At 33.0% G+C, this 2,924-nt stretch carries 4 protein-coding genes; 3 read left to right on the top strand and 1 reads right to left on the bottom strand.

Features of this window, described 5'->3' with window-relative positions; translation table 11 throughout:
• Window positions 1-597, bottom strand: a 597-nt coding sequence (locus ABX784_RS16675) for a glycosyltransferase family 2 protein (RefSeq protein WP_372656194.1), incomplete at its 3' end; no start/stop codon positions are given.
• Window positions 598-1,107: 510 nt separating this feature from the next.
• Between ABX784_RS16675 and ABX784_RS16670 the strand changes: the two genes are divergently transcribed.
• From ABX784_RS16670 to ABX784_RS16660, 3 genes are all read left to right on the top strand, one after another.
• Window positions 1,108-1,308, top strand: coding sequence for a helix-turn-helix domain-containing protein (locus ABX784_RS16670; protein ID WP_372656193.1), 201 nt, complete (start codon window positions 1,108-1,110; stop codon window positions 1,306-1,308).
• Window positions 1,301-2,524, top strand: a complete 1,224-nt coding sequence (locus ABX784_RS16665; protein ID WP_372656192.1) for a HipA domain-containing protein — start codon at window positions 1,301-1,303, stop codon at window positions 2,522-2,524. The genes ABX784_RS16670 and ABX784_RS16665 overlap by 8 nt, the downstream gene beginning before the upstream one ends.
• Window positions 2,525-2,596: 72 nt before the next feature.
• Window positions 2,597-2,924: glycosyltransferase family 9 protein (locus ABX784_RS16660; RefSeq protein WP_372656191.1), on the top strand; the 328-nt coding region annotated here is incomplete at its 3' end.

Below are 2,924 nucleotides of genomic sequence, written 5' to 3'. Positions count from 1 at the left end.
GTTACTAGATCTCTTTCCTGCATTGAAGGCAGCTTTGGCCGCAATTGTAGTGAACTTATTCGTCTGATTTACATGATCTGTGATTGAGTCATAGCTATAATGAAGAAGATTTCCTTGAAGCTTATGAATATTTGAATTGTAATCCATCTTGATTATGTCGTGAGGGTTAACTCCACTCCAGTGACCTTTTCTTCTATTTAGAAGTCTAAGTTTTGAATCAGGATACCAGCCACATCTATAGATCCATTGATCCACATAGTGAGTAAGCCTATTGAAGTAGTAACCATCGGCCTCAAAGTTATTCTTTATAGATTTGATTTGATCTATGAGTTGATCATCTAGTGCCTCATCTGCATCTAGTGAAAGAATATGATCATGAGCTGCCGCCTTTAGAGCAAAGTTCTTCTGCTCAATATGTCCCTCAAATTTATTTTCAATCCAAACGACATTGAACTCTCTACAGATATCCTCAGTCTTATCTGTTGAAAATGAGTCAACAACTACTATTTCATCAGCGATATCCTTAATGGACTCAAGACATCTTCTAATATTATGTTCTTCATTAAATGTAATGATAACTGCTGATAATTTAACCATATGTAATCACTATACCAAAAGAGGGGGGATTGTTCTTTATAATTTTTAGGTCAATAGTTATTTAAGAAATTAAAAGTTTGTGATTGAGCCAAGTAGTTGATTTCCTTTTTTACATAGTTTTATAAAGCTATATTTAGATCATAAGATTAATGAGTGTAAGCCTTGGTATGCATTTATTGGTCTAGGTCTATTGTGTAAGCTTTAGTTATCATTGCTGATGCTAGTATAAAAGTAAGCTATAGTATGTATAGCGACCTGTTTAGTCCGCATTTAGAGTAAAGATAATCGAAGAAGATTCAATTGATCTTTAGAAGTTTTAAATTGAATAGTTAGTTAAGAAGCGGAAATACTCTAGTTCCTTTAATAACTATACTAATATTTTGTAATCGTTTGTAGTTACAAAGTATTAGTATTTATCAAATATTCTACCTTTTTTAGTTTTTGTAATCGTATGTGATTACAGAATACGTATATATTGTAGAAAAACCTTAAATAGTATATTGTGTAATCATGAACAATAACGAAATAGCTATAATTATTCGACAATCTCTGAAAGACTCAGAACTTACAATCAGAGAAATTGAGGCAATTACAGGTGTGAGTCGAGCAACAATTAACAGACTACAAAATAATCCTGAAGAATCAAAGCTCTCAACAATCCTAAAGATATTCGATATTTTAAATATTAAATTTGAGATTAGCCATGAATAAACTCTATTTGTTTTTTGGAGAAGAGCTCGTTGGATGTATTGAAAAGACTCCGAAGGGTCTCCGTTTTTCTTACGATGCTAGCTGGAAGAAATTTGCCTTAAGTCCGAACTTTACTGACTTTGAAAAAATCTATGAGTCTCATGAGGTTACTCCATTCTTTGAGAACTTATTGCCTGAGGGAAGAGTTAGGAAGTCGATAGAGAGTATTGAGCAGTTAGAGAGTGATGACCCTTTTTCATTTTTAGAAAATCATGGAGAAGATTTAATAGGTGCTTTTGAAGTTCGAAAAAGTATAGATTATCAGGGCGCTAAACTTATCCCTCAAAAGAAGCAAATCACTTCACAAGAATTATACGAAATCTTTAAGAAGGATAATGGTGTAATAAATTATTGGAAAAGTAATAAAGGCATAGACTTCTCTATACCTGGGGCTCAAGAAAAATGTAGTATTTATTATAATAGGAAAAAAATCTACTTCTATAAAAACATGTCTAGTAACTACATTGTAAAGGGTCCACATCATGTTTTAAATTTTCCTAACTCAAGCGTCTTCAATGAGTTCTTCTGTCTTAAGCTAGCTGATTCAATTGGGCTTGGAGTAGTTGATTGTGAAATAGTTGGAGATATCAATTCACCTCTTCTCTTTGTTAAAAGATATGACAGAAATAAAGGGGAGAAAATTCATCAAATAGACTTTTTACAAGCATCTTTACTTCCTTCAAAATATAAGTATGAAAAAAATGGAGGGCCTACCCTTAAAGAGCTTTACGCACTATTAATAGAAGTTTCTTGTGATGGAAAGGATCGTATACGTTTTCTTGATTGGCTTATTTTCAATATACTAATTGGAAACAATGATTCTCATGCAAAGAATCTAGGTTTTATCGTAACAGACCGAGGTTATCGTTTAACACCATTTTATGACCTCATTTCAACTGCAATTTATGTTAAGGAGGGGATCGCTAAGAACTTTGCTTTTAAGTTAAATGGACAAAGTGACGCAAAGAAATTTACGTCTAAGCACTTTCATTGGCTTGAGGGGGAATTGGGACTTAATAAAGGCTATATTCTAAAAAGAGCGAAAACTCATATAATTCCTCGAATACTTAAATCTTTAGTAAAAGTTCAGGACAAGTTTGAAGAATCATTTGGAAAGAATAAAACAATAGATGAGATAGTGGAATATATTCATAAGAGAATCAATTTTCTTGAATAGTTAAGAGACGTGAGGGGCGCGTTAAATTATAAAGTATTAACACGCTCTAATTAATTTACTATACTGAGTGCCATGACATATCGAACAATTCTCGTAGTAAAAAATAGAGCAATGGGTGACTCCATCATGGGTCTCTCAGCACTTCAATACATTCGAGAGCTCTACCCAGATGCAAAAATAATCTATGCTATCCCTTCGTGGATAACTCCTCTTTATAAGAACGTGGGTATTGAGTGTGATCAAGTCATAAGTTGTGATTTAAAAACAGCAGGGGACTGGAAGAGTTTCTACAAGAGCGTCAGAAAAATAAAGCCAGATGTTATATTTGAAATGCACCTAGCTGGTAGAACATTTAAGTTCTTTAATCTCTATTCAAAAATCTTTAGAACACCGTACTTCT

The organism is Halobacteriovorax sp., assembly GCF_041587335.1.
In the GTDB taxonomy this organism is placed as follows: Bacteria; Bdellovibrionota; Bacteriovoracia; order Bacteriovoracales; family Bacteriovoracaceae; genus Halobacteriovorax.
This window is presented reverse-complemented; position numbering and strand designations above follow the sequence as displayed.

Excerpts from the sequence above, each read along its gene's own strand:
- ABX784_RS16670 (WP_372656193.1), top strand. The coding sequence starts at position 1,108 with ATGAACAATAACGAAATAGCTATAATTATTCGACAATCTCTGAAAGAC.
- ABX784_RS16665 (WP_372656192.1), top strand. The coding sequence starts at position 1,301 with ATGAATAAACTCTATTTGTTTTTTGGAGAAGAGCTCGTTGGATGTATT.